Raw genomic sequence first — 23654 nt, 5'->3', positions numbered from 1 at the left:
GGGCACATCACGCCTTCGGGCCGGACTCGGAGCGGTCATCAGGAGTGGCAAGCGGATCCACCGTGGACGCGAGAATCTCGACGACCTCCGACGGTATCCGAAACGCCGAAGCACGGACGCCTGTGGGAAATAGGGGTTTGAGCATAGGAGCGACGTTCTCTGGCAGAAGTCCCGCCCGCTGTAGGTCTGTAGTGATCCGATTGGTCGGTCGAGTGAACCCACGGAGCATTCGTTCGTCGTCATAACCGCACAGCTCGTACACATCGTCGCGGCCGATGACGCCACCGGCCTCCGCAGCCACCCGGATCACCTCCGCTTGGACTTGGCCCTCCCGGTCCAAACGGCGAAGCAGCTCCCGTACGGCGTCCACGGTCCAGTGCGCCACCGGATCCAGGTCCTCGCGTGTTCGATCAGCGTCGGCAAGCGAGTCGGGACTGACTTCGACGTTCAGTGCCTCGGAGCGCTGTAGGAGGTCGCGGGGCCGGAGGAGATAGAGGCGCCTGCCCTCGCTGACGTCAAAGAACTCCTGCGTCAGCTCCGGCCGCGGCCCGAGCACTGCATTCCGGTACCTCCACCACCAGTCCTCCTTCTCGTCACCGGTCACGATCACCAGGTCGAGGCCTCGTTCCCGGGCTGCCTCACACGCTTGGACCCAGACGAGGAAGTCGCCGGCCGCTCCCTCTGGCAGTCGATCGGTCTTGTCGGCATCGAGATATCCGGGTGGCAACTGCTCGTCCACCCGTCGCTGACCTTCGACGATCCACGCGCTCCAGGTGTCCTCGGGCGGCCGGGGCATCACTCTGCCCTCGAGCATCCCTGACAGCTGTGCGCGGCCAGTGAAAGATCCCCATAGGCGGCCATTTACCGCCCCGCTGATGGCCAGGGTTCTCCCCGTGGACGGCCAGATACCTCCCCGCTGATCATGACGAGACGCTGGTCGGCGAGGGTCGGCGGCGTGAAACGCGGCAGGGAGATCGTGGAAATCTTGGAGGCGTACGACCTCACGGGTAGTTACCGTGCGGCGGCTGAGTTGGCCGGGTGTGATCACCACACGGTGGCCCGGTATGTGAAGTTGCGGGCCGAGGGGCGCAGTCCCGAGGAGCGGACCCAGCGGGCTCGGCCGATCGACGAGTTCATGGACAAGATCGAGGAGTTGGTGGCCCGCTCGGGTGGCCGGGTCCGCGCCGATGTGGTGCACCGGCGGATCACCACGATGGGCTTCGCCGGCGGGGAACGCACCACCCGCCGGGCGGTCGCGGCGGTGAAGAAGTCCTGGCAGGTAGGGCAGCGACGGGTGTTCCGCCCGTGGATCCCCGAGCCCGGTTTGTGGCTGCAGTTCGACTGGGGCGAAGGCCCACGCATCGGCGGCCGGCGGACCACGTTGTGGTGCGCGTGGCTGCCCTGGTCGAGGTTCCGGGTCGTGATCCCGGTGCTGGACAAGACCCTGCCGACGGTTGTGGCCTGCCTGGACGCCACCCTGCGGCGCCTGGGTGGGGTGCCGGCTTATGTGTTGACCGACAACGAGAAGACGATCACGGTGGAGCACGTCGCGGACATCGCGGTCAGGAATCCGGAGATCGTGCAGGTGGCCCGGCATTACGGGATGACGATCCGCACCTGCGTGCCGGCGGACCCGCAGTCCAAGGGCGGCGCCGAGAACACGGTGAAGATCGCCAAGGCGGACCTGGTCCCGACCAACGCGAACCTGCTCGGCCAGTACCGCACATTCGCAGAGCTCGAAGCGGCCTGCCGCGACTTCACCGACGAGGTCAACGCCCGTCTACACCGCGACACCCGCCGCCGCCCGGCCGAAGCCCTGCTGGAGGAACGGACACGGCTGCACCCGTTGCCGGCAAGGGCGTTCACCGTCGCGTTCGGCACCACCCGCCGAGTGAACTGGGACTGCACCATCTCCGTCGACGGAGTCCGCTACTCGGTCCCACACCACCTGGTCGACACCCGGGTCTGGGCCCGGTTCCACGGCGACGAACTGATCGTCACCGCCGTCAGCGAGGACGGTCCGGCCGAGGTCGCCCGCCACCAGCGGGCCCAGCCCGGCCGCCCGTCGATCCGAGATGAGCACTACCCGCCCCGATCACGCCAGTCCGACACCGCGCAGCGGGTGCCGCGGGCCCGCACCGCCGACGAAGCCGCGTTCCTCGCCCTCGGCCCCGGCGCCGCCGCGTGGCTGGTCGAAGCCGCAGCCGCCGGCATCCGCGGAGTCCGACGCAAGATGGCCGAAGCCGTCGCCCTGGCCAAGCTGCACGGCGTCGACCACGTCGACCGGGCCCTCGGCACCGCCGCTTTGGCGGGCCGGTTCACCGACAACGACCTGATCCGCATCCTCGCCCACCAACGCGACGACGACACCCCACCCACCCGGGCCAGCGAAACCCACAGCCTGCAACCAGGCACCTCCGCCTGGTCAACCTTCGGCACGACTGGAGAACAGTGACCATCACCCCGTTGCGGGTCACCGGCACGGCCGGTGACCCGCTGACCGAAGCGATCGAGCTCACCCGCCGCCTGAAACTGCCGCACCTGCGCCGAGCCATGGCCGACCTCATCCCCACCGCGAAAGCCCAACGCTGGGACCCCGCCGAGGTCGTGCGAGTACTCCTCGCCGAGGAAGCCGCCGGCCGGGACCAGGCCAACCTGCGCACCCGCCGCAAACGCGCCGCGTTCCCCGCCGGCAAGACCTTCGGCGACTGGGACGAGACAGCCTCGTCGATCCCACGGCCGACCCAGGACGCGCTGCGCAGTCTGGAATGGGTGCACCGCAAGGAGAATCTGTCCATCTGTGGCCCGTCGGGCACCGGCAAGAGCCACTTCTGCGAAGCCCTCGGCCAAGCCGCCGTCGAAGCCGGTATGACCGTCGCCTGGTTCACCATCGAAGACCTCGGCGTCATGGTCCGCCGGCACCGCCCCGACGACTCCGTCACCCGAGCCATGACCCGACTGATCCGCACCGACCTGATCATCATCGACGACATCGGCCTGCTACCAGTCTCCCCGGACGCCGCCGAAGGGTTCTACCGCCTCGTCGACGCCGCCTACGAACGCCGCAGCCTCGCGGTCAGCTCGAACCTGCACCCCTCCGGCTTCGACGAGATCATGCCCAAAACCCTCGCCACCGCCACCGTCGACCGACTCCTGCACCACGCCCACGTCGTCGTGACCCAGGGTGACAGCTACCGGTTCAACCAAGCCACCGCCGGACAAGGCGTCAAAACCTTGCACTGACCCCAGCACCACCCCACGGCGGGAAACTATCTGGCCGCCGCTGGGGAGAAACCAAGGCCGCCAGCGGGGAAAACTACTGGCCACCTACGGGGAAATCCGATTGGCCGTTGACAGACAGCCGACTCAGGATCTGGTCGTTCGCAGCCGGCGTCTCCGCATGGATCCGACCTGGCTCTGCGCCCGCGATCGCCTTGCCGAGGTCGCTGAAGAGGACCTCAACCGCCGTCCGCAAGCGGGTAAGCTCGCCATCGTCCAACGCGACCTGCTTCGCCCAACGCTCCAGGGCATCAACGGTGGACTTGCTGTTCTTACTCAGAGCGCTGCGGGCGTCCGCCGCGACCCCTTCGGGGTTTCCCACCGCCGTCAGGCGGTTCCGATGAAACTCGCGGATCGCCTGGTGGGGAACGACAAGGCGATCACCGAAGCTCTCGAGGACCGCCAACAGGTCCTGGGCAGTCCTCGCGTTGTAACGATAGAGATTGAGCAAAACATTCGCGTCAACTGCGACAACCGCCGACCTCAACGCATGATCGATGTCGGTACTGGCAAGAACACGAAACCCCTCGAAACCCTCGAACAAGCCGATCAAGAGATCCCCCATCCTCGAAACACGGGCACAAGCCTACGGCCACCGGTTGACACAGGCGGGGGCGAGCCGGTCCGCCATCCTGAGCGCAGCTGGATCGGCCCACAGAAGCCGCCTTCTTAGGATAAGTACCTATCAGACCGCACCCAACGCACCTGTTTAGCACATTCGTACGAAGTTGGTGGTACCGTCCTGGGGTGACCGCCCCTGACGTGTCATCCGATCCGGTGTCGTTGACTGCCCGGCAGCGGCAGATCCTCGACGTGATCCGTGGCTGGGTTCAGCGGCACGGCTACCCGCCGACGGTGCGGGAGATCGGGGCGGCCGTCGGGCTCGGTTCCCCCTCCTCGGTGGCGCATCACCTGAAGGCCCTCACCCACCACGGCCTGATCCGACGGGCCCCTCGCGGGCCGCGAGCGGTCGACGCCCGCCCCCTGCTCGGCCAAGACCCGCCCGTGACGTCGGAAGCCCCGCGCGGAACCGCTGTGCCTCTGCTAGGAGCCATCGCCGCCGGAACACCGATCCTCGCCGAGGAGCACGTCGAGGAGGTGCTGTCCCTGCCCGCCGAACTGGTCGGCAGGGGCGCGCTGTTCGCACTGCAGGTACGAGGCGACTCCATGATCGAAGCGGCCATCGGCGACGGCGACATCATCGTGGTTCGTCAGCAGGCGGTCGCCGACAACGGCGACATCGTCGCCGCCATGCTCGACGGGGAAGCCACCGTCAAGCAGTACCGAACCCGCGACGGCCGCGTCGAACTCGTCCCCCGCAACTCTCACTACCCGGTACTGCCCGGCGATCACGCGACGATCCTCGGCAAGGTCATCTGCGTCATGCACCGCCCATGATCCCGACCATCACTGCCACGACCTACCGTCGGCAGCACGGCCGCTCGTCTGTGCTTACTGCTCAGCTAGGCCCGGGCGCCACATCGTGATCCCTTCATCGATGCCACCGCTGCAGAGGTCGTTCAGGGCGACCCTGTATCCAACTTCGGTGGCGTCGACAAGCATCCTCAGGACCTCGGTCGGCGCGTCCTGGTAGCCGTAAGCCGACCACACGTTGGTCATCGCCTCGTAGGCCCGCCGCACGTCACCCTCGTCCGGTAATGGTACTGCCATGCAGGTTCGCGACAGCCTCGGGCCAATCGGTCACGTCACACTCCGAACAAGACATTCGAGAAGTATGCGCGACGCGATCTCTGCCGCACGCCGGCAGCAGGGGACAACCCCTTACCGCTGTGGTCGCACCAGGATGCTGCTCGCCCCGGCCTCCCGGTGCGAGGGCTGCCAGCCTCGTTGCGCCTGGTAGAGCGGTAGCTGGCCGCAGATGTCAGCACGTGTGCCCACCCACCCAACCGCCGCAGGGTGGCGTCCAAACAGGCCACGACCGCGGCCTCGGTCGGCATCACCACTCGCTGCGGCCCAGCTGCGAGACGGAACTCGGTCCGGATCTGCTTGGCCGCCGACATCCACGGGGGGGGCCGCCGCAAGATGGCCGAAGCCGTCGCTCTGGCCAAGTTGCACGGCTTCGAGCACATCGACCGGGCCCTCGGCATTTGAGCCAGTTCGCCGACAACGACCTCGGGTCTGCTGGACGGCAGGTGACAGGTGTAGTCACGCGGCCTGACTGGCCGGTGTTGTCACGATGGTTCCACAGTCGACGTTTGGGCCTCGACCGTCGGCCACGGGTGATGCGCCACCTGATCAGCAGGGTCACGTCCGCGGAGAGGCTCGGAAAAGCGTCGGTCGCTGTCAGGTCAGGATCGTCGTGCCACGTCTCGATGGTGACGGTGACGGGTACGAGGTCCTGGATGGCCTTGACGATGACCCGGCATGCGTTGGTGGCGGCGATGTGGGGTACCGCTGCGGTGATCGGGACGCTGGGTCCTCGTGGAGGTGGTGGCAGTCGATGTCGTTGAGGATGAAGAGCTGGTAGGCGGGCCTGAAGGTCCTGCTGAAGCGGTCGGCTGCTCCGGACATGGATTCTCGGTGTCTCTATTGGTCAGCACACTTCGCTGTGCGTGGGACCGATGGCCGGTCCGGCGTCTACCCGTTGCCGGCTGCCCAGCCCGGCCGCCCCGGTGAGATGCTGAGGCGGCTGGGCACGAGGCCGGCGTCGGCGAGTCGTTGCTGGTAGCGGGTGAGAAGCGCGGTTGCGGTGTGGTGGTCGCCGAGGGTGGTGAGGGTGTTGGCGGCGAGGTGGTGGAGATGTTCGTTGTAGGGGTCGAGGCGGATGGCGTCCTGGAGTCGCCGTAGTCGGGCCTGGGGGTCGGGCGCGTGCTGGGCGAGGGTGGTGTGGGCGTCGATGAGGTGGCGGCGGAGGGTTTCGCGGGTGGGGTCGAGCCAGGGCCAGTTGTGTCCGGTGGCGAGGTCGCCGGTGTAGTGGTCGATGACGGCCTGGTGGGCGTGGTCCTGGTTGGTGAGTGCGGTGGCGACGTGGGTGATCGCCGCGTTGAGGTGCCACAGGTCGACGTCGGTGTGCTGGTGGTGCAGGTGGTAGCGGTCGTTGGTGTGGGCGATGGGGTCGGGTCGTCCGGTGGCGGTGATGGTGGTGCGCAGGTCGCTGAGGGTGGTGTAGAGGCGGCGGGTGACGGTGTGTGGGGGTAGGCCGGGCCAGATGGTGGTGGCGAGGTCGCGTGCGGTGAGGCCGTCGGGGTGGACGGCGAGGGCGACGAGGATCTGGAGGGCGGCGCTGCGGCGGATCGGTACCGGCTCGTTGTCGGCGTGAAGGGTGATGTCGCCGAGGACCCGCAGCCTGAGCGGTCTCCCCGCCGGTGGTCGCGGCGGGGGCGCCTGAGGAGGTCGTTGCCGGGGCACGGCCACCGGTGGTGACGCTGCGGGGGTTGGGGTGAGGACGGTGAGGAGATCCCGGGCGGCGGTGGTGGTGAGCACGCAGAGTCGGCCGCGCTCGGTGTGTCCGTCGGGATCGACCCGCCAGCCGGTGCCGTGCCCCCACGTTCCGATGAGGACTGCGCTGGCCCCGGTGAGAGTGGTGTGAAGCCGGGCTGCGGTGGTGGGATCGGTAGGTGTGTGGGTGAGCAGCGTCAGCGGTCCGGGCAACTGGTCCGGCCGACCGAGGGCGGTAACGGCTTGGTCGGGGGTATCGGTGATGTGTAGTCCGGGCAGGCCGTCCAGGGTCAGGGGCTGGTCGCCGAGGAGGGTGGTCAGGTCGGGTCGGCTGGTGACGAGCACGGTGGTGGGGCGTCCGGTGGGGCGCAGTGCCTGGAGCAGGGTGGTGATGAGGATGCCGCGTGCGGCGTCGGCGGCTCCGGGTCCGTCGAGTCCGATCCCGCCGAGGGGGAACTCCAGCGCCGGTTCGTGGTCCGGTGGTGGGGGGTTGGTGGCGAGGGTGGCTTGGACGGCGGTGACGGTGGGTGGCAGTGGCGTCAGGTCGTGGTCGTCGCGGGGTGCGGGTGGGGGTTGGTAGGCGCGGCGGCGGCGGAGCCAGACCAGGGCACCGGCGGCGGCGATCTGGTCAGCGGTGTGGGTGGGGATCCACCCGCCCGGTACGTCGATGCCTGACTGGACCATCCGGTTCGCGTGGTGGTGGTCGCCGGTGCTGGTGGTGGATGCGGCGGGTTCGTCGACGGTGACGGTGGTGGTGGGGGTCCAGAGGGCGGCGGCTCCGGCCATGCCGGTGGCGGTGGCCTGCATCGGGGTGGGCAGCGGCATCCGCCGCAGCCGCCGGACCGCAGCTTTGACCCGTACGGCGGTGGTGTGGAGGGCGATGGTGGCGGTGAGCAGCCACAGGGCCCAGGCCAGGAGGACCAGGCCGGCCATCAGGGTGTCCTCGGTCAGCGGTTGGCTGATCCACTGTTTCCACTGCTGCCGGTCGGGGCGGGCGGGCAACGGCCACCCGATGCCGTAGGCCAGGACGGCGGGTGGGCCGGTCAGGATGGCGAGGACGCCCGTCGCCGAGGCGACCTGTCGGGGCCATCTCACCGCGGCCACCCCCACTCGGCGGGTTGCGGGTCAGGGTTGTGGGGCATGGGGTGCGGGAGTGCGGACGAGGCGGGTCCAGAGCCGGTAGAGCCACCAGGCGGTGACGGCGGTGGCGTAGATGCCGGCGAGGATGCCGATGGTGTTCGGGGAGGCGATCGCGGCGGTGATCACCGCGAGGGGTGCGCCCATGACCAGGCGCAGCATCCAGGGGCGGATCAGTGCGGTGATGGTGCCGACGCCGACCAGGAGACCACCGACGCGGCCGGTGATGTCGATGAACAGGATCATGTCGGGCCACCGGAGGGCGGTCGCGGAGTACTGGACCAGGGCCATGCCGGTACCGGCGGCGATGACCGATGCGGTGGGGAAGGTCAGCAGGGCCGACCAGCCGCCGGGCGGGGTACGCCACTGCCGGGCGGCGACCACCGCCGCGACCAGGGCAAGGCATGCGACCGGCGTGACGGGCAGCAGGGCCCAGCGCAGGAACGGTCCGATCTGCATCTGCAGGTACTGGGCGGCGACCACCGCGTACAGGGCGGCGATCGCGGTGCCCAGGGACACCGCCGACAGGATGCCGAGACTGACCGCCGGGGCCCGGCCGGTCGGTGCGGCATGTCCGGCCGGTGCGGCGTGGGTGGCGGCGAGGGATCCGAGGAGGGTGCCGGCGGACAGGCAGGCGATGACCGCGAACACCGAGGCCATCGACAGCTGCCCCCAGGACGGCTCCGCCCACGAGTTCGGGTAGATCCCACCCCGGTAGACGGTGAGCAGCATCTGCACGATCATCGCCAACGACAGGAACCCGGGCGCCGCCACCGACCAGGCCCGCCGGGCCGGCGGCAGCACCGGCTCCTCCCCCGCCCCACCCCCGTCATCGGCGGTGGCGGTGGCGTCGGCGGCGCCCCGGGCCGCGGCGAACACCGGATCGTCGACCACGTGTGGGGTGAGGCCGGTGCGTCGCGCGACGACCGCAGCGGCGAGCGGCAGCCGGGTGGTGCCGCCGACCAGGCACACCCCCGCCAGGTCTGCGGGCGTCAGTTCGGCGGCGACGATCGTATCCACGGTGAGCTGTCCGACCCGCTCCAGCACCGGCCGCGCCGCCTCCTCCAGAAGTACGGCGGTGGCGACCACCGCCGTGCCACCGGGCTGCGGCACGGTGATGGCCGTGTGCCAGGCCAGGTTCTCCTTCGCCGTCCGCACACTCGCCACCCACCCCCATCCGCCGTCCTCGCCGGGCAGGGCCGCGGCCAGGGCGTGGTCGATGGCGTCCCCGCCGGCGGCCGGGTCGGCCAGGGTCGCGAGGACCTCGAACCCGGCCGGGCCACGGCGCAGTACCGTCACCTCCGCCCCACCCCCGACATCCACCACCAACAGGTACGCGCCCACCGGCAGCTGCGCGCCACCGGCGAGGAGATGGTCGGCGACCGCGACCGGGGCCTCCACCAGGCGGGCCTGGCCCAACCCGGCGCGGTGCGCCGCGTGTCGCATCCACGTCCGTCTGCGAGGCCCCCAACCGGCCGGCACGACCAGCCGCACGTCCTCCACCGGTCCGCCCGTCAACGCCTGCGCCTGCCCGGCGACCCGGCGCAGGGTCGCCGCCACCAGGTCCGCCGCCGGGACCCGCCGGCCGTCCACCTCGATGTCCTGCTCCGCCGACCGGCGCGGTGCCGGCACGAACCGGTCCGGTTCCCCGACCGCGGCCCGCCACGCCTGCTCCCCTGTCCACAGGCTGGCGTCGGCGGCCACCAGGACCGCGCTCGACAGCACCACGGATCCGTCCACGGTCACCGGTGTCCAGCGGCCGTCCGGCCACGCCACGACCGCCTGCGTGGCGGTGCCGCCGTAGTCGATCGCCAGCCGTACCCGCCCTGACATAGAGATCAGTCAAACATGAGGATCACATTCACGTCACCCATGAATACGCACCGTGTCCGCCGGCGAGGGGCACGGATCGGCGTCGATCGTCACGTAGGTCCGGGCATGCCCGCGCAGGACACCCCGGTCATCGACCTCGACGCCCGACCGGCCGACCCGTCACGACCGCCACCGCGCCGACCCCGTCGGTACGCCGCGGTGCTCGCTCTCACCGTGGCCGCCCTGGGTGTCCTACCCGGCGAACCGCCCCGCCCCACCCCGCAGGACTCCGCCGAGGGCTGCGACCGGCCTCCCGAGTGGGTGAGGTTCACCACCATGAACAGGCCGGAGAACACCCGGCAGGCGGCGATCATCGATAGCGCCACGGACGAGGTCCTCTGCGTCTACCACTACCGCGCACGCTGACCGAGCATTCGGAAGCGCAGCGGGAGCGGATCACGCCTGCCGGATCCAGGACAGGCCGGCCGGACGCTGGGCGGTGGCGACGTACTCCATGACCAGTCCGCGCGCCGTGGCCGTGTCCAGGCCGACGAGGGCGGTGGGAATCTCGACGAGGCCGGCGTCGGCCGACTCGTAGACGGTGATACCGGTGTCCGGCTCCGGAGTGGTGGCGTAGGAGTTGTCGGGCAGCCACCGCACGGCGGCTCTGTCGGCGTCGATGTCGACATCGACACGCAGGACCGGCTGAACGGCCGGACCTACTGTGAGGGTCTGCCCGCGACCGCCGTGGGGCATGACCGCCCGAACCTGCTCGTCGAACCGCCGACCGGCTTCCTCCGGATCGGACAGGGCGTAGGGGTGGCCGTGGTAGTCGCAGAGCCACAGCGTCATCGACGGAAGTCCTCTCTCTCCGATGCCGGCGAACTCACCCTGCCACGTCGTGCCGCCCCTGACGTGCGCCCCACACCCACGGCCGGATCCGGCAGGACATCGACGTCTCCGGTGCCGGTACCGCCACCCTGCCCGTCCGTGACGCGGTGGGGCAAGCAGGGTGGCTGAGCAACCCATCAAGGGTCTGACCTGCGTTTGTAAGGTCGTGTGAGGTGCTGTGAGGTTCTGTGAACTGTCAAAGCCGTCTCCCGCTGCCGGTCCGGGCCTAGCGTTCCCGGCACACCACACCCGGTCGGCAGGAGGGGACGTCATGGGCATCCGGACTACAGCTCACGTCGGCAGGACCGTGACCGCGCTGGCCGTGGTCGGCGCTCCCGCGGTACTGCTGTGGGCGCTCGGTCGCCCCGGCCCGCGGTGGCCGACCGGCGACGAGGTCAGGGCGTGGATCGCGCAGCCGATGACACCCGGTTTCCTCACCGTCCTGGCGGTCACCGCCGGGTGGGCGCTGTGGGCGCTGCTGGCCACCACCGTGCTCACCGGCCTGCACGACCGCGCCGCCCGCCGCCTACGGGGCGTCGCCCGGGTGCGGCTACCGGGGCCGTTGCAGGGGCTGGCCGCCACGCTGCTCGGGGCCACCGCCGTCACCACCGCCGCCGCAGGAACCGCTCCCGCCGCGCTGGCCGCCACGGCCACCGACACCACGGACCAGCCCGCCCCACCACCCGCCGACGCCGGCCGGCCGGCCGGCCGATACCGCCGGTACGGCGACACGGCCGGACGACAGCGCCGCCACACGTCGCAGCGTGACGGTACGGCGGGGCGACACCCTCTCCGGCATCGCCGAACGGAGGCTCGACGACGCCGACCGGTGGCGCGACATCTACACCCTCAACCGGGGCACCCGCTTCGCCACCGGCGCGCTCACCGACCCCGACCTCATCCGCCCCGGCTGGCGACTGCGCCTACCCGTGTCGGCGGACATGCCCCCGCCTCCGCCCGCTCCGGCCCCGCCCGCACCCGGCGGACCCGACCCCGGCCACCACGTCGACCCGCCGGCCCCGCCGCCGGACGACGACGCCACCGGTCCGTCTCCCGAGCCCGACGCCACCACCGGAGTACCCGTCGCGCCGGAGCGTGACGCGTCGGCGGACTGCGGCCGGCCCGGCGTGTCCCTGGACGATCGGGGCTGGATGGACGCGGCGTTGGCCGCCGCGGTGCTGACCGCCGCGACGCTCGCCTGGACCCGCCGCCGTCACACCCACACCCCGGCCCCGAACCGCCCCGGCGTGGACCAGGCCGCCGTGGCACCGGTCGTGGCCCGCATCCGCCGTGCCCTGCCCCCACGGACAGCACCCGCACCCGTGGTCGCCGACAACGCGGACCAACCCGCCGTCGACGCCGTACCGCAGCCGGTCGGCTCCCTGGTCACGCCAGCGCTGGCCAGCCCGACGATCGACCTCTGGCCGCCGGCAGGTCTGGGCCTGACCGGACCGGGAGCGCGGGCCGCCGCTCGCGGCATCCTGGTTTCCACCCTCGCCGCCGACAGCCCGGAACACGCCCACCGGCGTGGCCACGTCGTCATTCCCGCAGCCGTCCTCACCACCCTGACCGGCACCACCGTCGTCACGCCCCGGCTGACCGTCGCCGACGGACTGACCCAGGCCCTGGCGTTTCTGGAGGAACAGATCCTGCACCGTACCCGGATCTGCTTCGACCACGAGGTCGACACCGTCGCCGCTCTACGCGACGCGGCCCCGACGGTCGAACCCCTGCCCCCGATGGTGCTCATCGCCGACGCCACCGCCGCGCACGAACGCGCCCGGGTCGCCGCGTTGCTCACCCAGGGACAGCGACTCGACATCCACGGCGTCCTGCTCGGCGCCTGGCCCGACGGGGACAGCGTCGCCGTCGCCGCCGACGGCACCACCAGCCCCGCCGCCGACGAGGCCCGACGACACAGTCGCCACACCGTCGACGTCGGCCGGCTCACCGTCATCGACCCGGCCGACACCGACGAACTACTGCGCGTCTTGGCCGAAGCCCACACCGGCCCGCCACCGACAACCACCGCCGCCTCCCCCGACCCGCACGCCGACGCCCGCCGGGGCGACGAACCACCGGACCCAGGAGACAGCCCCTCCCACGAGAAAAAGGCCCTCCTCGTGCGCGGAGCGGCCATGCCCGACCACCGACCCGACCCTGCGCCTGCCGAGGACCCCTTCGTCGAGCAGCCGCAGCACCCGGCGCGCCACCGACCTCCGACGGGAGACAGCCACGACCCCCGGCAGATCGGGACGGCCGCGGAACACGGCCGCGAGGACGGTGGCGTACCGCTACGGGAGGCCGCCGAGGGCCGGGTGGTGGTGCGGGTACTCGGTGACGCCCGCGTCGTCGACGTCGACACGACCCAGCCGCTGCGGAGCAAGTCCCTGGAACTGCTGGTCTACCTCGCCGCGCGTGGCGGTACCGCCAGCCAGGACGCCATCCTGGAGGACCTGCTGCCCGAGGCGACGGCCCGCAAGGCACCGCACCGGCTGCACACCTACGTCTACAACCTGCGTCGCGTCCTGAAACACACCGCCGGACCGGGCACCTACCTGTCCCACCCCGGCCGGCAGTACGTCCTGCACCGCGACCTGGTGGACGTGGACCTGTGGCGGATGACCGACGCCCTCGACCAGGCCGAACACGCCACCGACCCCACCGAACGGATCACCGCCCTACGCCGCGCCCTCGACGCCTACCAGGGACCCCTGGCCGGCGGGAAGGACTACGAGTGGATCGAGGCGTACCGGGAGGCGATCCGCCGCCAGGCCCTCGACGCCGCCCTGGCCCTGGCCGAGGCCCTCGACGACCCCGACGAGACACTCGCCGTGCTCACCACGGCCATCGACCACCACCCGTACGCCGAACCGTTGTACCAGGCCGCGATGCGCGCCCACGCCGCCCGGGGTGACGCCACGGCTATCCGGGACCTGCGCGACCGGCTCGGCCTGGCCCTCGCCGAGATCGACACCGAGATCAGCGACGACACCACGACCCTGGCCAGTTCCCTGCTCGACCAGCCGCCACCGGACCACGACGGCAACGGGAAGGCGAACCGGTGAACGGCATCGACGCCGGCGACGGCAGTCGCGCCGGCTCCGACGGAGCCCCTCCCCCACCGGCGGGAGCGTCCACGCCGGAGGCGGCCCCCGACCGGAGCCCGGTCCCGTCGGCGGCAGGTGGGCTCGACACCCTGCTACGGCAGGCCGTGACCCGGACCGCGCGCATGCGGGCCGTGTTCTACGTCGTTGTCCTGTTGGTGGCCCTGGCCGGGCAGGTCACCGGCGCGATCCAGAAACTCGACATCCATCTGCTCGTCGCGATCCCCGCCGTCGCGACCCTGGAACTCGGCGGCGTCGTGGTGATGGCCAACGCCGACGTCCGGCGACGTCTCGGCGAACGCGCCCTCGCCTCCCGGATCCTGTCCGCCGCCGTCGCCGCCGCGGCGGTGGCGTTCAACTGGCTGTCCCACGACAACCCCCTGGTCGGCGGCTTCTTCGCCGGCATGTCCGCCCTGGGCTACCTGGTCTGGCTGACGCACGTGGAGAACCTGCGACGCGACCGCCTCCGGACTATCGGCGCACTGCCCGCGACCACCCCCGCGTACGAGATCCTCGGCCACTGGCTGCGCCACCCCCGGATCACCCGCCGCGCCCGGTCCCTGGCCAGAGCCGACCCACAGCTCGGCCTCTACGACTCCATCGACGCCGCTCGCACCCAGCTGCGCCGGGAACGCCGCGACCGGGCGATCGCCACGGTGCTGCGCCGCAAGATCAGGACAGCGGTCGACCCGAGGACCGCCACGATCGCCGTACACGTCTACGACCTCGACGAGATCGCCGCCCGGCTGGCCGCCACCGCCGACTACGACGGTCTCACCAACCTCATCGCCGCCGACCTCACCCCGACCCGCATCGCCACCGGCAGCCGACGACAACGGCGACGCCTGCGCCTGCGGCGTACGCGGTCCCGGATGCCTGGCGCGGGTGGACCCACCGGACCTTCCGGCGACGAACCGACGGACCCTCCGGAGGCCAGCGGGCCACCACCGGCCGCCGAGGACCCACAGGGCAGCCCCGGCACCCACCGGCCCACCTTCCCCGCCGACCCGCCGGTCGCATCCGTCGTGGACGAGACCGCCGTCCACCAAACTCCCGGACCAGGTGAGAGGCCTTCCGGGGCTGGCCTGGCCGAAGCCGTGGCACAGGACAGCCCGGCCGTCCGCGCGGACCACCACGACGGCGGCGAACCGCCTGCCTGGGAACCTCGTGATCCCGCGCCCGGCCCGGGCGGAACCGCCGCCGCCGTCGCCTATTGGCTCGCGGTCGACCCGACCATGCCGTACCAGGAGATCGCACGACGAGTCGGCCGCACGGAGCGCACCGTGCGCCGGAACCTCCCGGCCGGCTTCCGCCGGCCGGGTGTACACACCCGGTCGTGACGTCGCCGGGGTTCCACCCGAAGGGTTGAAGGTGGTCAGGTCGGGGGTGCTTCGCGCGCGGAGTCCGGGTCGGGCGACAGTGAGGCAGCCGGGGAGGTTTCGGGCTGTGGCTCGCGCGGAGGGTGAGTGTCTACGCTGGTCGGACCATGCGTGGAGGACTCGCCGGCCGCGGGGTTGGGGTGGGTCATGCCTTGTAGCCGGTTACGCAGTTCCTCCAGTGATGTTCCGTCGGCGGTCTGCCACAGCAGCCAGCCCTTGGCGGAGTAGCCGGCGACGACTCGGGCGGCGACATTCGGTGTTTTGCAATGCAGGCCGTCAGCGGTGACGAGGGATCCCTGATCGCTGACGGTCACGGTGAACAGCTTGCGACGTCGTGGTCGGTGCCAGGTGAGGACTTGTCCTGGCTGCAGGAGCCCGGCCTGGATCAGGGGAAGCAGGGGCGGGCTCCAGGGCCGTGGCGGGACCACATGTAGGGACGGGGGCAGCGGTGGTAGCGGGGGCAGTCCGAGTTGGCCGCGGATGACGTCGTTGTAGGTGCAGTCCGGGTCACGTCGTTGCCCCAACCAGGCGAACACTTCATGGTCGACTCCGATGGTTGGCATGGTGTGCTCCCCACGTGAGAATGAACGGTTGATGGCGTGGCGTCGCCCAGGGACGGGTCCGGGACGGTGCGGGCGATGGCGCAGGGAATCCCCCGTGGCCGTGGGGCCGGGCACCAGGCCGGTGCCCGACCCCACCCCGCGCAGGCCGTTGTTACTTGTCGTCGGTGGCTGCGGGGCGCAGCGGCATGATGATTCGATCGATGTCGTGTTTCGTGGTGTTCATGCGGTTTTCCTCACGGAGGACGTCGCTCGGCGGGTCGTACGCCACGACGTGTGCGGGTGGGCGTCATTGGGCTCCGTTCATCAAGGGCCTGGACTGTCGGCCGGGGCACCAGTTGCCCGGTGGCCGTCGCTAACGATCAACGCGTGCCACCGCGACTGGATCAAGTCGTTCGGGCAACCGGCACGTGAGACACCACCGGGTGACGGAGCACGCGGATAGGTAGCCGCCCCTGGTGTCAGGCGGTGCGCCGGGCGGGGTGATCGCCGGGGGTGAGGCCCCGGTGTCCTCGGCCGGGCCGGGGACGTTCCGGCTGCCGGCGGCCGAGTCCCTGCGCGGCCTTGACGCCCTGTGGTTGTTCAACGTCGAACGGCCGGTTCGGTGCGTCCGCAGTGGTACCGGATGACGTGGCGGCACCGGCGGAGTGCCGGGATCGACCGTTATGTGGTGAGCGCCTCGACGAGGCCGTAGGCGTGCCACCACGAACGTCGGTGCTGACGTACTCTTCCGGCGGCGCGGGTAAGCAGGAGCCAGTTGTTGTTGAGCACCAGTGCGGCGTCCTGCGGCATGCCGGCCAGGACACGACCTGTGGCGGCCACCATGTCGGCGGTCGCGGTCTCCGAGGGGCCGTTCCTGGCCATGTCGAAGATGACCGTGACGTACCTGTCGGGTTTCCACTCCCACTGGGTGCCGTCGTCCTCGGCGTCGACGTAGCCGTCGACGCCGCCGAGAATGCTGACGCAGAATCCCCACTGCGTGGTGAGGTCAGCGCTGAGCAGGGCCGGGTAACCCGGCTCAGTCGACTCCTCGAACCCATCCGATGCGACGAGTCCCGCCACCTGCTGCAGGGGCACGTCGGTGGCCAGGGTCAGCTGGTAGGCGATACCCATGTCGTGGCCTCCCGATCCTGGCGGTTCGGTGGCCGCCTCGGTGTGTGGCTCACCGGTTCGCCGCGTCCGTGGCCGGGGTGCGGTCAGCCGGTGATGAGGTGGTCGAGGTGGTAGTGGTTCCACCAGTTGGGGTGGTGTTTGCGGATGACGCCGTCGGTACGGGTCAGGTAGAGGTAGTTGCCGTCCTGGATCAGGGCGGCGTCCTCATCGCCTCCGGCCAGGACCCTGGCTACCGCCGTCACCATGTTGGGGATTCCCTTGTCGACGAGGTCGTCGGCGCGCATGGAGAAGGTGACGTTGACGTAGGTATCCGGTTCCCATTCCCAGCGGGCGTCGCCGTCGGTCTCGGCTTCGTAGTAGCCGTTGCTGCCGGCGCGGACGGCGATGGCGTAGCCGCGTTGGTCGTACAGTCGGGCGGTGTACACGCCCGGCTTGAACGCCGGTTGTGGCGTCTCGGCCGGTTCGGCGGCGGTCAGCGCGGCTATCTCGTTGATGGGAGGATCACCGGCCAGGACCAGGCGGAACTCCACGGCCATCAGGATTTCCCTTCTCGGTCTCGCCGAATGATCTGGAGGATCGTACCGTCGCGCTTCATGGCGACCAGTTCTTTCAGCCCGTCGATGGGCCAGTTGTCGAACTGGCGGCGCAGGGCCGCCGGGTCGCCTCGCCAGTCGGTGAGGTTCAGCGTCACGCGTTGGGTCTGCCCGTCGTCGATCTTCTCCTGGACCTGGTCCAGATGTTGCGCACCGATGTGGTGGCCTGCGGGGAGTAGCAGTCGAAGACGTGGCCTTCGATGAGATAGTCGGGGTCCTTGTCCGGGTTGCCGCTGTCACCGGTGCGCTCCCTGGCGGTGCCGACTTCCTGTGGCGTGGGGTTCTGGTGTACCCGGTAGCCCTTGTCGGCCACGGTGTCGGCGCACTCGTTCTCCAACTCGAGGGCTCGCCTCGTGCTCTCGTCGTTGAGGGGTCCGATTCTGGTGCGCGGTCCGGTCGGCCTGCCGTTGTCGACCCCCGTCGGTGTCCTGCCCCAGGGTGGAAACGGCTGAGCGTCCTGTCCCGACACCTGCCGAGACGGTTCGCCGCTGGTGGTGGGTGAAGGGCTGACCGCCACCCGACGGTCAGCCCCGCTCAGTTTCCCACCGACCCCAACTGTCGGGCCTGGCTGATCGCCGCTTCGACAACCTGCTGGGCGGCGGTGCCGCGTTGCACCAGGAGCACCAGGACCTGTTTGATGCTGTCGAGGGCCTGCAGGAGCGGGCCGGGTTGCCCGCCCTGCAGGACCGCGCCGACGAGCTGACGGGCCTGGTCGACGTGCCCGATCGTCGCGGTGGCGGCTTCGCGGGCGGCGACGATGCCCTGCCCGACCGGGGCCAGGGCGGCGATGCTCTCCTGTGGGGTGGCCTCCCGGGGGACGTTCGCGGTGGCGGTGGTGGCCTCACCGACGGTGCCCGCAAGGCCGCCCAGCCCTGCCTGGATGGTGGAGATCGCGGCGCGGACCCGGGCCATGCCGGCGGCGACCGCCGTGAAGCCGGTGCCGGCGGCGCGGGCGGCGATCTCCTGGGCCTGGTTGTCGGCTGCGGCCGTGAGGCTCTGTGCCCGCTCGACTCCCGTGCTCAGGGTGCGTAGTTCACCGGTGATCTCTTCGATGCTCGACACGTGCGGGCCACCCTGACCGAGAACGGATTCCGACGCCTGCAACCTACCCGCGCCCGTCGGCTCCCGGTGATCCTGCCCCGGGGCGGCGCCGGCGGTGCCGGTTCAGGTGCGGCGGAGGGCGGTGGCGGCGGCGTGGGCGATGAGGCGTCCGGCGTCGTCAGGGCCGCCGAGGGCGGTGGTGTGTGCGCCGGTCAGGGGTCGGGAGTTGGGTGGGCCGAGCCAGAGCAGGGCGCAGCCGGTGCGGGCGAGACGGTCGAGGCGGGTCTGTCCGTCGCGGGTCTCGGCGGGGGTGAGTTTGCCGTCGCTGACCACGACGAGCAGTCGCGCGCCGCCGCGGGGGTCGGCCAGGTCGAGGGCGGCGTCGAGGGCGTCGACGGCGAGGGGGAAACCCTGGGTGTCCTCTTCCCGGGGGAAGAGGCGGACCTGGTCGGGTGGCTGTCGGGGGCGGGTCACGGGGGTGACGTAGCGGCCGAAGGTGATGGTGGCGCTGGTGCCGCTGGCCCAGGCGGTGGCCTGGGCGGTGATCCAGGCGGCGGAGGCGATCGGGCCGGCGAAGGATGACACGGACGGGGAGACGTCGGCGACGATGCCGACGTGGATCGGGGGGTGGGGTACGCGGCGGCGTTCGGTGCGTCGCCAGGGTTCGCTGGTGGGGATCTGGCCGGCGGCGCGTTGGGCGTCGGCGGCCAGGGCGGCGCGGGTGACCAGGCGGCCCGGTGGTGTGACCGAGGTGGTGATCGTGCTGGTCGGTTCCCGGTAGGCGGCCTGGCGCAGCGTGCGGGCGAGTTGCCGGGCTGCGGTGCGTTCGGCGTCGGTGGGTTGCCGGGTCTGGTGCGGGGGCGGGCGTCTGCGGACCAGCGGTGAGCCGTGGGTGCTCGCGCCGCCGCCGCTGCCCGCAGCGCCGCCGAACACCGTGTCGGCGGCGTCCCGTGATCGTTGTTGCTGGTCGGCCTCGGCCTGGCGTTGCCGGGCCTGGCTGCGGGCGCGGGCTGCCGCCTCGGTGGCGGCCTTGGCGGCTTCGGCGTCGTGCCGGGCCACGGTGCCGATGGTGGAGGTGGCCGCGCGGTGCAGTGCCCCCTGTCCGCCGGGGTCCGCCGTGGTGCCGGGGGTGCCGTTGGGGTCGCCGGTGGGGGCGGGTGGTGGGGTGTCGGGGTCGACGCCCAGGGTGTGGCACCAGCGTCGGGCGAGGGCGTGCATGGCGTCGGTGTCGTCGTCGGCCACCTGGTGGGCGTCGCGCCAGATGGCGGTGAGGTCGGCGAGCAGGGCGGGGCGCAGGATCCGGGTGACCACCCGGTGCAATGGGTCGGTCTCGTCGGGGTCGAGGACCCCGGCGTCGACGCGGGCGAGTACGAGCGCGGCGCTGGCGGCGGCGGACCACCGGTCGTCGGTGGTGGGGATGTCGCCGAGGACGATCCGAATGACGGCGGCGCGGATCCAGCGGCGGTCGCCGGGTCTGCGGCGTAGGTGGGCGGCCTCGATGCGGGACTCCTCCAGCAGCGCGGCGGCTTCGGCGATCCGGGCGGGGCCGGTGCCGAAGGCCCAGCGGGTGTGGTGGGCGTGGGCGGCCTCGTGCACGAGCAGGCCCCATGCCACGGGGTACTCCTCGCGGGCGTCGGGATCGTGGGGGTCGACGGTGCGGGGGTCGACGCCGAGGTGGGTGCCGTCGATCTCGATGGTGGCGTGTTCGCGGACGAAGCAGGCGGGTGCGCCGCCGCCGGCGCCGGGTGCGATGACGACGAGCAGGTCCTCGCGGCCGGCGATGGGTGGGACGTGGGCGCTGAGGGCGGCGGACATGGTCCGCCACCAGTGGTCGTCGGGCAGGGCGGTGGCAGTGGCGTCCGGGTCGGTGTTCAGGTGTGTGGACAGGGCCACGGGTGGTGCCTCCTTTCGGGGTTACAGCTGGTTGCCGAGGGCGAGGGGGAGGATCCTGGCGTGGCCGAAGGCCTGGCTGGCGGCCTTGTGGACGACCTCGCGGTCCTCGACGGGGGCCAGCCCGATCAGGTTGGCGATGGCGGTATCGATGCCGAGGACGTCGGTGATCCGTTTGAAGGCGAGCAGTTCCCGCAGTTGGGGTGCCCAGCCGATCTCGCCGTTGTCGTAGCGGGTGGCGAGGTTGCGGGCGGCGCGGACCATCCGGGAGTCGACGCCGAGCGCGACGGCGAGGTCGTAGTCGGAGGAGACCCGGATGTGGGTGGCGAACCGGGACGCGAGGGCCTCGGTGAGGACGGCTCCGTGGACGCCGGGGTTGTGGCCGGCGACGACGTAGAAGCCGGGCGCGGCGGTGACGACCCGGCCGGCGGCGGCCTTGAGGATGACCTGCCGGCGGCCGTCCATGGCCGGGTAGACCACGGCGAGGACCTTCGGTGGGATGAGGGTGGCGTCGTCGATGAACAGCACCCCGCCGGCTTCCATCGCACGGGGCAGGGGGCCGGGGACGAACTCGTAGCCGCCGCCGTCGGTGGGCACGTAGTCGCCGACGAGGTCCCCGACGGTGGTGTCGCCGTCTCCGGGCACGGTGTGCAGGTCGGTGCCGAAGGCGGCTTCGATCAGGGAGGTCTTGCCGGTGCCGGGTGGCCCGTACAGCAGGACGGGCACGTCGGCGGCGCGCAGGTCCCGCACGACATCGACGTCGGGGCGTTTGGCCAGCAGCCGCGGGTAGTACAGCTGCCCGTTCGGCCGCCGTACCGGCCATGTGGTGGGCTTGCGGGGTTCGGGTGGCGTGGTGGTGACCGGCCGTGGGGCTGGGGCTGCCGGCCGGCCGGCAGCGCCGGTGGTGGGCGTAGCGGCCGGGCGTGGGGCCGAGGGCGCCGGGCGGCCGGCGGTTGACGCGCGGGCGGCGGGCGGGGAAGCGGTCGGTACGGGTGTCGGGTTGGCCTGGTGGGCGTCCCGGCCGGCCGGGGTGATGCGGTACGTCTTCGGTGAGCCGGGCAGCAGCACGGCGTGGCCCCGTCCGGTGAGCCGGTCGCAGGCCTGACCGATCGCGCCGGAGGACCGGCCGACGAGGATCTCGGCGATGTCCCCCACGTCCAGGGAGACACCGGCGGTGGCGAGGACGGCGAGGACCTGCGCCTGGAGTTCACCGGCGCGGAGCTTCGGCAGTCTGCTGACCGCGTTGACGCCACCGGCGGGGCCGGAAGCGGTGGTGGGCGGGCCCACCGGTGGTGTCGCCATCGCTGGTCTCCTGATGTCGCCGATCGAGGGTGCGGGGACACGACTACCGCCGCCTGCGCTGGTGTTCAAGTCGTGGTCCGGGGTGGTGGGCTCTGGTGCGTGACGAGGGCGCATCCGTCTCCTCCTGACAGGTGGGGTCGGGAGGTGGCCACACCGACGGCGTGGCCACCTCCCGACGGACCAAAGGGGGTGTTGGTGCCATGGGCCTGCCGGCTGGTGCGGGGCGGGCAGGTCGTCGACATCGGTGGCCGTGCCATGGCGGCCGGTGCGGTTCGCGTCGCAAGCGGCGGGCCGCGCGGGGTCCAGGGCAGGCAGACCACGAACCCGCCCCTGGTACGACGACGGCCCGCTCGAGGCGGGCCGGTTCACTGTGCGCGTCACCCGAGGGTGACGTTCTGCGTCAGCGAGGTGGAGGTGACGGGGCGGATCCGTCGAGGCTCCAGGTCGCACCGACGCGGGCCGGGAACCGCCCGCTGCTCGCCCAGTCACCCGGACGCGGTGACGGGCGGGGTTCGTCGGTGCGGGGTTGCCGGTCGAGGAGCCGTCCAGACCGGCGGGGAACCCCCTTGGACCGGTACCGGTAGCGCTCCGAGCGCAGCCGCACGTAGTCGACCTGCGAGAAGTAGGACACGTACCGGCCGCGCAGGACGGTGCCACCGAGCCGGTCGCAGCAGGCCACCGAGACCGGGTACCAGCCGGTCACGGCCATGGTGACGCGGTGACCGCAGGACAGCGCCAACTCGAACACGCACAACCGGTCGAGCGTCCGACCCGCAGCGCTCACGAGGTCCGCGCCGTCGGGGCTGCCGGCGGGTGCGCAGGGGCCGCAGATCGGGCCGAGGTCCGGCTCGTACCCGCCGTCGCAGGCCTCGCACACCAGGCGCAGACAGGACCGGCACTCACCGGAGGCGACGGTCGACAGATCGGTGCCGCAGAACCCACACGCTCCGTTCAGACACGTTTCGGTGTGGCGGCCAAGCCGGTGCCGGTGGCACGGATGGTCACCCATCGTGCCCTACCCGCAGGTGCCGGTAGACCGCCTCGGCCGTCAGCGCCCGTCCGGTACGCCCGGTCGGGGCGTCGACGTGCCGCCAGCCGGTGAACTCGCAGGCCAGCCACGTGGTGTGACCGTCGGTCGTGACGGCCACGACGTCGCCGACGGACAGCGAACGCAGCCGCAGGAGCCGGTAGGCGCAGGCGACGAGGAAGTCCACCTCTCCCCCGGGTGTCGTCCGGGCGGTCTCCAGCCGGTCGAGGTCGGAGTTGCACACGTGGTAGGCCCAGTCGGCGCACTGCTCGGCGGTGGTGGGGGCGGTCAGGTGCCGCCAGTGGGAGAACACCTGGGTGAGCGCGTGGCCGGGCTCGTACGGGAAGAACCGGCTCTCGGTGTTGTGGAGCAGGGTGATGAGGTGCGGGGTCATGACTGGTCCTCCAGGTCGGACGGGCGGGGTGGGTCGAAGGTGACCTCGCCTCGGGGGCGGTGTCCTCCGTCGTGCAGGTGGGGGATGTCGCCGACGATGCGGTCGCAGTCGTCGGGGTCGACGGGGATCCAGGTCCAGGACCGGCCCATCGGTGTGTACCGGCCGGCCGGGTCGGGCCGGTGGCGTGCGATGGCGTCGGGGTCGTCGCTGACGGCGCGGTGGTCGGCGACGAGGACCTCGCCGTCGAACCACAGCCGGGCCAGCGCCTCGTCGACCCGCCGCTCCCGCTGGGCCGCCCCGACGCCCTGTGCGGTGAGCTGCCGGCGGTGGTCGTCGCGGGTCCGGTCGTGGTCGTCGACGATGGCCCGCGCCACCTGACGGGTGCAGGTGAACACCGCCCAGCCGTTCCAGTCATCGACCAGGACGCCGACGTACCCGGTCGGGATCCGCATCCTCCCGTCGGGACCGGGGATCCACGCCCAGTCCCCCGCGAACACCCCGGGCCCGCCGAGGCGCACCCGGTCGGGGTGGAGGTGGGACAGGTCCCGGTCGTCACCGTGCGGGTGTCCCGGGTCCATCACCAGTGCCCGGTCGCAGCCGGACAGGTCCACGCAGCGCGGCACGCCGTCGGGGGTGTGCGACGTGTACTCCCTGGTCGTCGCCCGGGAGTGGGTGGGCAGCGGGGTCCGTGGTGCTTTCCTCTGGTGTGTCATCACAGTCCTTCCAGTGG

20 protein-coding genes and 1 pseudogene are annotated in these 23654 nt (G+C 71.5%); 6 read left to right on the top strand and 15 right to left on the bottom strand.

The window, feature by feature from the left end; genetic code table 11:
- Window positions 1–7 precede the first annotated feature (7 nt).
- The gene (locus ACN28G_RS00445) at window positions 8–814 is read right to left on the bottom strand and encodes a PIN-like domain-containing protein (RefSeq protein ID WP_421478113.1); all 807 of its coding nucleotides are present in this window, start codon (window positions 812–814) and stop codon (window positions 8–10) included.
- A 141-nt stretch (window positions 815–955) separates the two neighbouring features.
- On the opposite strand from ACN28G_RS00445, the gene istA reads away from it, so the two are divergent.
- Both istA and istB read left to right on the top strand, forming a co-directional pair.
- The gene (gene istA / locus ACN28G_RS00440) at window positions 956–2455 is read left to right on the top strand and encodes an IS21 family transposase (RefSeq protein ID WP_421478112.1); all 1500 of its coding nucleotides are present in this window, start codon (window positions 956–958) and stop codon (window positions 2453–2455) included.
- Window positions 2452–3243 (top strand): IS21-like element helper ATPase IstB, encoded by a 792-nt coding sequence (gene istB, locus ACN28G_RS00435; protein ID WP_421478111.1) that lies wholly within the window; start codon window positions 2452–2454, stop codon window positions 3241–3243. The genes istA and istB overlap by 4 nt, the downstream gene beginning before the upstream one ends.
- Window positions 3244–3316: 73 nt before the next feature.
- Here the strand turns inward: istB and ACN28G_RS00430 are convergent, their stop codons facing one another.
- Complete coding sequence (locus tag ACN28G_RS00430) at window positions 3317–3832, bottom strand: PIN-like domain-containing protein (RefSeq protein ID WP_421478110.1); 516 nt, start codon at window positions 3830–3832, stop codon at window positions 3317–3319.
- A gap of 194 nt (window positions 3833–4026) precedes the next feature.
- On the opposite strand from ACN28G_RS00430, the gene lexA reads away from it, so the two are divergent.
- On the top strand, window positions 4027–4677 hold the full coding sequence (gene lexA, locus ACN28G_RS00425; protein WP_421478109.1) for a transcriptional repressor LexA: 651 nt from the start codon (window positions 4027–4029) through the stop codon (window positions 4675–4677).
- A 1200-nt stretch (window positions 4678–5877) separates the two neighbouring features.
- On the opposite strand, the gene ACN28G_RS00420 is transcribed toward lexA, so the two are convergent.
- Window positions 5878–7773, bottom strand: coding sequence for an AfsR/SARP family transcriptional regulator (locus ACN28G_RS00420; RefSeq protein ID WP_421478108.1), 1896 nt, complete (start codon window positions 7771–7773; stop codon window positions 5878–5880).
- 30 nt (window positions 7774–7803) lie between these two features.
- On the bottom strand, window positions 7804–9648 hold the full coding sequence (locus ACN28G_RS00415) for an Hsp70 family protein (RefSeq protein WP_421478107.1): 1845 nt from the start codon (window positions 9646–9648) through the stop codon (window positions 7804–7806).
- Window positions 9649–9753: 105 nt separating this feature from the next.
- Between ACN28G_RS00415 and ACN28G_RS00410 the strand changes: the two genes are divergently transcribed.
- On the top strand, window positions 9754–10053 hold the full coding sequence (locus ACN28G_RS00410; RefSeq protein WP_421478106.1) for a hypothetical protein: 300 nt from the start codon (window positions 9754–9756) through the stop codon (window positions 10051–10053).
- A 30-nt stretch (window positions 10054–10083) separates the two neighbouring features.
- Here the strand turns inward: ACN28G_RS00410 and ACN28G_RS00405 are convergent, their stop codons facing one another.
- Window positions 10084–10479 carry a hypothetical protein gene (locus ACN28G_RS00405; protein ID WP_421478105.1) on the bottom strand — a complete coding sequence of 132 codons (396 nt, stop codon included), beginning with the start codon at window positions 10477–10479 and terminating at the stop codon, window positions 10084–10086.
- An 803-nt stretch (window positions 10480–11282) separates the two neighbouring features.
- Here ACN28G_RS00405 and ACN28G_RS00400 point away from each other — a divergent pair.
- Together ACN28G_RS00400 and ACN28G_RS00395 are read left to right on the top strand one after the other, a co-directional pair.
- Window positions 11283–13586: a BTAD domain-containing putative transcriptional regulator gene (locus tag ACN28G_RS00400; protein WP_421478104.1), complete on the top strand. Its 2304-nt coding sequence runs from the start codon at window positions 11283–11285 to the stop codon at window positions 13584–13586.
- Window positions 13583–14965, top strand: a complete 1383-nt coding sequence (locus ACN28G_RS00395; protein WP_421478103.1) for a hypothetical protein — start codon at window positions 13583–13585, stop codon at window positions 14963–14965. Before ACN28G_RS00400 ends, ACN28G_RS00395 begins: the two co-directional genes overlap by 4 nt.
- Before the next feature lie 35 nt (window positions 14966–15000).
- On the opposite strand, the gene ACN28G_RS00390 is transcribed toward ACN28G_RS00395, so the two are convergent.
- The 10 genes and pseudogenes from ACN28G_RS00390 to ACN28G_RS00345 all read right to left on the bottom strand — a co-directional run bounded on the left by ACN28G_RS00390 (window position 15001) and on the right by ACN28G_RS00345 (window position 23637).
- Window positions 15001–15567, bottom strand: a complete 567-nt coding sequence (locus ACN28G_RS00390; RefSeq protein ID WP_421478102.1) for a hypothetical protein — start codon at window positions 15565–15567, stop codon at window positions 15001–15003.
- Between the two features lie 660 nt (window positions 15568–16227).
- Entirely contained in the window at window positions 16228–16677 is a 450-nt protein-coding gene (locus tag ACN28G_RS00385) for a SitI3 family protein (protein ID WP_421478101.1), read from the bottom strand.
- Window positions 16678–16760: 83 nt separating this feature from the next.
- Window positions 16761–17213: a SitI3 family protein gene (locus ACN28G_RS00380; protein ID WP_421478100.1), complete on the bottom strand. Its 453-nt coding sequence runs from the start codon at window positions 17211–17213 to the stop codon at window positions 16761–16763.
- Window positions 17213–17649, bottom strand: a pseudogene (locus ACN28G_RS00375) (hypothetical protein). The gene ACN28G_RS00380 and the pseudogene ACN28G_RS00375 overlap by 1 nt, the downstream one beginning before the upstream one ends.
- 155 nt (window positions 17650–17804) lie before the next feature.
- Window positions 17805–18332 (bottom strand): DUF6244 family protein, encoded by a 528-nt coding sequence (locus tag ACN28G_RS00370; protein ID WP_421478099.1) that lies wholly within the window; start codon window positions 18330–18332, stop codon window positions 17805–17807.
- Window positions 18333–18434: 102 nt separating this feature from the next.
- The gene (locus ACN28G_RS00365) at window positions 18435–20204 is read right to left on the bottom strand and encodes a hypothetical protein (protein WP_421478098.1); all 1770 of its coding nucleotides are present in this window, start codon (window positions 20202–20204) and stop codon (window positions 18435–18437) included.
- 21 nt (window positions 20205–20225) lie between these two features.
- A complete protein-coding gene (locus ACN28G_RS00360; RefSeq protein ID WP_421478097.1) occupies window positions 20226–21503 on the bottom strand; it encodes an AAA family ATPase in 1278 nt (425 codons plus the stop codon).
- A gap of 400 nt (window positions 21504–21903) precedes the next feature.
- Complete coding sequence (locus ACN28G_RS00355) at window positions 21904–22380, bottom strand: hypothetical protein (RefSeq protein WP_421478096.1); 477 nt, start codon at window positions 22378–22380, stop codon at window positions 21904–21906.
- 124 nt (window positions 22381–22504) lie between these two features.
- Window positions 22505–22924 carry a hypothetical protein gene (locus tag ACN28G_RS00350; RefSeq protein WP_421478095.1) on the bottom strand — a complete coding sequence of 140 codons (420 nt, stop codon included), beginning with the start codon at window positions 22922–22924 and terminating at the stop codon, window positions 22505–22507.
- On the bottom strand, window positions 22921–23637 hold the full coding sequence (locus ACN28G_RS00345; protein ID WP_421478094.1) for a hypothetical protein: 717 nt from the start codon (window positions 23635–23637) through the stop codon (window positions 22921–22923). Before ACN28G_RS00345 ends, ACN28G_RS00350 begins: the two co-directional genes overlap by 4 nt.
- Window positions 23638–23654 lie beyond the last annotated feature (17 nt).

It is taken from the genome of Micromonospora sp. WMMA1923, from assembly GCF_049179195.1.
Taxonomy (GTDB): Bacteria; Actinomycetota; Actinomycetes; order Mycobacteriales; family Micromonosporaceae; genus Micromonospora; species Micromonospora yangpuensis.
This window is presented reverse-complemented; position numbering and strand designations above follow the sequence as displayed.

Coding starts and splice junctions, on each gene's coding strand:
- ACN28G_RS00390 (WP_421478102.1), bottom strand. CDS start 15,567: ATGCCAACCATCGGAGTCGACCATGAAGTGTTCGCCTGGTTGGGGCAA.
- ACN28G_RS00360 (WP_421478097.1), bottom strand. CDS start 21,503: ATGGCGACACCACCGGTGGGCCCGCCCACCACCGCTTCCGGCCCCGCC.
- ACN28G_RS00405 (WP_421478105.1), bottom strand. CDS start 10,479: ATGACGCTGTGGCTCTGCGACTACCACGGCCACCCCTACGCCCTGTCC.
- ACN28G_RS00415 (WP_421478107.1), bottom strand. CDS start 9,648: ATGTCAGGGCGGGTACGGCTGGCGATCGACTACGGCGGCACCGCCACG.
- ACN28G_RS00380 (WP_421478100.1), bottom strand. CDS start 17,213: ATGGCCGTGGAGTTCCGCCTGGTCCTGGCCGGTGATCCTCCCATCAAC.
- ACN28G_RS00350 (WP_421478095.1), bottom strand. CDS start 22,924: ATGACCCCGCACCTCATCACCCTGCTCCACAACACCGAGAGCCGGTTC.
- ACN28G_RS00385 (WP_421478101.1), bottom strand. CDS start 16,677: ATGGGTATCGCCTACCAGCTGACCCTGGCCACCGACGTGCCCCTGCAG.
- ACN28G_RS00445 (WP_421478113.1), bottom strand. CDS start 814: ATGCTCGAGGGCAGAGTGATGCCCCGGCCGCCCGAGGACACCTGGAGC.
- ACN28G_RS00345 (WP_421478094.1), bottom strand. CDS start 23,637: ATGACACACCAGAGGAAAGCACCACGGACCCCGCTGCCCACCCACTCC.
- ACN28G_RS00410 (WP_421478106.1), top strand. CDS start 9,754: ATGCCCGCGCAGGACACCCCGGTCATCGACCTCGACGCCCGACCGGCC.